Origin of the sequence: Micromonospora qiuiae (genome assembly GCF_016863555.1) — a bacterium.
Taxonomy (GTDB): Bacteria; Actinomycetota; Actinomycetes; order Mycobacteriales; family Micromonosporaceae; genus Micromonospora; species Micromonospora qiuiae.
Genome location: NZ_BOPC01000185.1, coordinates 1 through 1,061, shown reverse-complemented (window position 1 = coordinate 1,061; position 1,061 = coordinate 1). Strand labels below are relative to the sequence as shown.

The 1,061-nt window shown below is 71.2% G+C and carries 1 pseudogene; it reads left to right on the top strand.

Features of this window, described 5'->3' with window-relative positions:
- Positions 1-670, top strand: a pseudogene (locus tag Vqi01_RS30315) (DNA polymerase III subunit gamma and tau); the annotation flags it as partial.
- Positions 671-1,061: the final 391 nt, after the last annotated feature.

Here is a 1,061-nt window from a genome sequence, read left to right as displayed (position 1 = left end):
TGTGAGTTCGGGGCAGGGCGAGGAAGGTTGGCCGGAGGCGGCGCGGCCCGGTGGTGTGAGTTCGGGGCAGGGCGAGGAAGGTTGGCCGGAGGCGGCGCGGCCCGGTGGCACCACCCCGGCTGCGGCCGGTGATGCGGCGGGCGGTCGGCCGGCTGCGGCTCGCCCGGGCGGCACTGCGCCGAACTCGCCGGCGTCGGCCGCTGTGCCCACAGGGGCCGACGTCCAGCCAGCTGGTGGTGCCCCGGCCTCGGAGGCCGGGAGCGCTCCGCAGGTCGCCAGGTCGGCATCCGGCGCGTCGCGGCAGGGTGCGGCGACCAACGGCAACGGCGGCACCGCAGGCGCACCGGTGAGCCGCGCGATCGCGGCGGCCCGCGCAGCGGCGGCGGGTCGGGGTGCGCGTACCGGCCAGGGAGTTCGCCGGGCGGCCGATGCCGAGTTTGCCGGCGAGCCGCCGTACGATCCGGATTTCGACGGCCCGGTGCGCGGCGGTACGGGACGTCCCGGCGGTGCAGCCCCGGCGGCCACCACCCCGGTCTACGAGGGCTTCGACCCCGGCGACGAGCCACTGGATGAGGTCATCGACGAGAAGACCGCCCGCGAGTCGAGCGAGGAGCAGGCCGTACGCCTCCTCCGCGAAGCCTTCGCCACCACCGAAAAAATCAGCGACTAGCCCTCCACCCCCGGATAATCCATGTTGATCATGACATTAGCGGCAGTTTGAAGATCAACCACTGCCGTCAAGCTCATGGTCAACGCAGACAGTAGCGGTCGAGGGAGAGGACGGGCTCGTCGATCAGACCCACCCACCCCGCTTCAGTGGATCTTGGACCGAAATGGCCCCTCTGAGGGCCGAAAGTGTCCAAGATTCCCTACTCAGAGCAATGGGCGGAGTGCATTGTGCTGATGGCGGGGCTGCACGTCTGTGAGGCGTTCGCAAAGGCCCCGATCTTGCACTTTTGGTCGGGGCGAAAGCCACGTACTCGGGCAATTTGGCGACCAGAAGTGCAAGATCGCCGGGGCGGGGCGGGGCGGGGCGGGGCGGGGCGGGGCGAGGGTGGGGC